Source organism: Streptomyces sp. UNOB3_S3 (assembly GCF_020740895.1).
In the GTDB taxonomy this organism is placed as follows: Bacteria; Actinomycetota; Actinomycetes; order Streptomycetales; family Streptomycetaceae; genus Streptomyces.
In genome coordinates, this window is record NZ_JAILXP010000544.1 from 1 (window position 1) to 3,414 (window position 3,414).

Genomic DNA, 3,414 nt, shown 5'->3' on the forward strand with positions numbered 1-3,414 from the left:
TCCCCCGACAGCCGATCACCGCCGCCCGCCGGGCGGGCGCCCCGGTTCGCCACGGCCCGGCGGGCGGCGGTGATCGGCTGTCGGGGGACGAGTCTGAGCCGGGAGTCGCGCGGAGTACGGGACGTCACAGGAGCAGTCTTGCCGTTCACGCTCCGAAAACCCAATCGGAATCAACTATCCAGCCGTCGGGGACCCGTGGTGGGACGTCATGCGGGGGGTGCGTGCGGTGCGCGAGCGCCCTGTTCACGCCCTACATCAGGGGGATCAGGAAGCGGCGCAGGGCCTCCTCGTAGCCCGTGGGATCGACGTTCCAGGAGGCCGCGTGACCCGCCCCGCGAACGGTGCGCAGCGTTATCAGTTCCGGTCGCCGGGCGGCGAGTTCACGGGAATGGAGGAGGGGCGCTACGGGGTCGTCGGTGCCGTGGACGACGAGGGCCGGGACGTCCAGCAGGGTGGGGTCGGCGGCGGTCAGCAGGCCCTCGGGGGCCAGACCGGTGCGTCCCTCCGTCGCCCGGACCGCAAGCGGAATGAGCGCGGCCGGGAGCCGGTGGGCGGCCAGGGTGCCCAGCGCGGCGGGCCAGTCGAGGAGCGGCGCGTCCAGGACGACGCCCGCGACCCGGTCGCTCAGCGCCGAGCCCGTGTCCCGCAGGGCGGTGAGCAGCGCCATCGTCGCGCCCGTGGACCAGCCGTACAGGACGACGCGACGGGCGCCGTTGCGGACGGCGTAGCGGACGGCGGCATCCAGATCCCGCCACTCCCGGGCGCCGAAGTGGCTGATTCCGTGCGCCGGGCGGGGTGCGCCGGGGTCGCCCCGGTAGGCGAGGGCGAGGACGGGGAGGCGCTGCCGGTGGAGGAACGGCAGCACGACCATGGTGTGCTCCCGGGTGGTGCCCAGGCCGTGCACGGCGATCACCCAGGTGTCCCGGGCGCCGGGCACGAACCACGCGGGCAGCGGGCCCAGCTCGCCGGGCACCTCCACGTCGGCGTGGTCGAGACCGAGGGCGTCGCGCGGGTTGCCCCGGTGGATCTGCGGGGTGAGCCAGACCCGGTCGCCGGGGGCCGGGGCGCCGTGGGTGACGCGCTCCAGGTGCCGGACCACGCAGTCGTGGGGGTGGGAGACATCGGCGACGACGTCCCCGACGACGGCGTGGAGCCCCCGGCCGGCCAGCCCGTAGACGCCGGGGCGCAGCGTGGCCGGGGTGCGGGTGAGGGTGATCGTGCCGGGGGCGGCGCCGGCGCCGGGGGCGATGTCGTGCACGGTGAGCCGGTGCTCGCCCGGTGGCGGGTGTCCCGGCACGGTCCGCAGGACGGCGTCGCCCGCGTACCGCCCGGCCGCCACGGCGGCGGCCCCGGCACCGATCAGTGAGGTGGCGGCGAGGGCCGCCACTCTTCGCAGGCCCATCCCCTCCAGTCTGGTCCCGCGCGGGCCGCCGGGCGACTCGGCTCAGCCGGGCTGGCCGTAGCCCCGGTACTTGGCGGCGACCTCCTCCAGCCGGTCGGGGCCGAGCAGGGTGGGGGCGCGCCCGGGGACGGCCGTGGCGGTGAGCCAGACCCGGCACATCCACTCCAGCTGGGCGGTGCGGTCGTAGGCGGCGTCGAGGGTGGCGCCGTGGGTGAGGGTGCCGTGGTTGCGCAGCAGACAGCCGGTGCGGCCGTCGAGGGCCCGGAGCGCGTGCGCGGCCAGCTCGTCGCTGCCGTAGAGGGCGTAGGGGGCGACGCGGACCGGCCCGCCGAGGGCGACGGCCATGTAGTGGATCGACGGCACCTCGTCGACCAGCGTGGAGACGGCGGTGGCGTGGACGGCGTGGGTGTGGACGATCGCGGCGGCGTCGGTGGCGCGGTAGACGGCGAGGTGCATGGGCAGTTCGCTGGTGGGGGCGAGCTCGCCGAGCACCTGGCGGCCGGCCAGGTCGACGCCGACGGCGTCGCCGGGGCCGAGCCGGTCGTAGGGCACCCCGCTGGGCGTGACAAGCACCACGTCACCGACCCTTGCGGAGACGTTGCCCGAGGTGCCGACGACCAGTCCGTCGGCGGTGCTCCTGCGGGCCGTGGCCACGACATCGGCCCAGGTCCGGCTGATGTCGTCGGGTGCGGCGGGGGTCGGTTCGCCGGTCTTCATGATCTTCGCCTCCGGTTGGTGTCATCGGTGGGCCCGAGCCAGTTCACCTTCCGTTCACCCGGAGTCCCTACGGTCGCCGCGTACTGACCATCGAACTGATTGCCTGGGTGAATGGAAAACATCACGCTTCTCATCGGGATCGTGATCGTCACGGCCTTGGTGTTCGACTTTACGAACGGCTTCCACGACACGGCCAACGCCATGGCCACCACCATCTCGACCGGAGCGCTCAAGCCCAAGACCGCCGTGGCCATGTCGGCCGTGCTCAACCTGGTCGGGGCGTTCCTGTCCGTCGAGGTCGCGAAGACGATCTCCGGAGGCATCATCGATGAGAGTGCCGGCATCAGACCAGAGGTGATCTTCGCCGGGCTGGTCGGCGCGATCGTCTGGAATCTCCTGACATGGCTGGCGGGCCTGCCCTCCAGCTCCTCGCACGCCCTCTTCGGCGGCCTGATCGGCGCCACCGTCGCGTCCGTCGGCTTCGACGCGGTCAACGCCGACAAGGTCGTCATGAAGGTCCTCATCCCCGCGGTCGCCGCCCCGATCGTGGCGGGCATCGCCGCCTGGGCCGCCACCCGCCTGACCTTCCGCCTGACCAAGGGCCGCGACGAGGCGGAGACCGCGAAGGGCTACCGCGCGGGCCAGATCGCCTCGGCCGCCCTGGTCTCCCTCGCCCACGGCACCAACGACGCCCAGAAGACCATGGGTGTCATCACCCTGGCCCTGGTCACCGGCGGCGTCGTCGCCCCCCACTCCGACCCGCCGCTGTGGGTCGTCGTCTCCGCGGGCCTGGCCATCGCGCTCGGCACGTACCTGGGCGGCTGGCGCATCATCCAGACGCTCGGCAAGGGCCTCGCCGACATCAAGCCGGCGCAGGGCTTCGCCGCCCAGACCGGTGCCGCGACCGTGATCCTCGCCTCCTCGCACATCGGCTTCGCGCTCTCCACCACCCAGGTCTGCTCCGGCTCGATCATGGGCTCCGGCCTGGGCCGCAAGGGCGGCGTGGTGCGCTGGTCGACCGCCGGCCGCATGGTCGCCGCGTGGGGCCTGACCCTCCCGGCCGCGGGCCTCGTCGCCGCCGGCGCCGCGCTCCTGGCCGACCAGGGCGACTGGGGCATCGCCGCCGTCGCCGTCCTCGGCCTCGCCGTCTCCGGCGCCATCTGGATGGCCTCGCGCCGCAAGCCGGTCACCCACGACAACGTCAACGACCTCAACACGCCGCAGGGCCTCCCCGAGGAGCCCGTCGGCGTCGTCACGGCCGCCCTTCAGGCCGTGGCCCCGCCGCCGGCCGGCAC

3 protein-coding genes are annotated in these 3,414 nt (G+C 74.1%); 1 reads left to right on the forward strand and 2 read right to left on the reverse strand.

Features of this window, described 5'->3' with window-relative positions; all coding sequences use genetic code 11:
* Positions 1-250 precede the first annotated feature (250 nt).
* Positions 251-1,402: an alpha/beta hydrolase gene (locus K6I33_RS33315; protein WP_229358452.1), complete on the reverse strand. Its 1,152-nt coding sequence runs from the start codon at positions 1,400-1,402 to the stop codon at positions 251-253.
* 42 nt (positions 1,403-1,444) lie between these two features.
* Entirely contained in the window at positions 1,445-2,119 is a 675-nt protein-coding gene (locus K6I33_RS33320; protein WP_229358454.1) for a class II aldolase/adducin family protein, read from the reverse strand.
* Positions 2,120-2,230: 111 nt separating this feature from the next.
* Between K6I33_RS33320 and K6I33_RS33325 the strand changes: the two genes are divergently transcribed.
* On the forward strand, positions 2,231-3,414 hold a 1,184-nt coding region (locus K6I33_RS33325; protein ID WP_229358456.1), incomplete at its 3' end, for an inorganic phosphate transporter.

Excerpts from the sequence above, each read along its gene's own strand:
- K6I33_RS33315 (WP_229358452.1), bottom strand. The coding sequence starts at position 1,402 with ATGGGCCTGCGAAGAGTGGCGGCCCTCGCCGCCACCTCACTGATCGGT.
- K6I33_RS33320 (WP_229358454.1), bottom strand. The coding sequence starts at position 2,119 with ATGAAGACCGGCGAACCGACCCCCGCCGCACCCGACGACATCAGCCGG.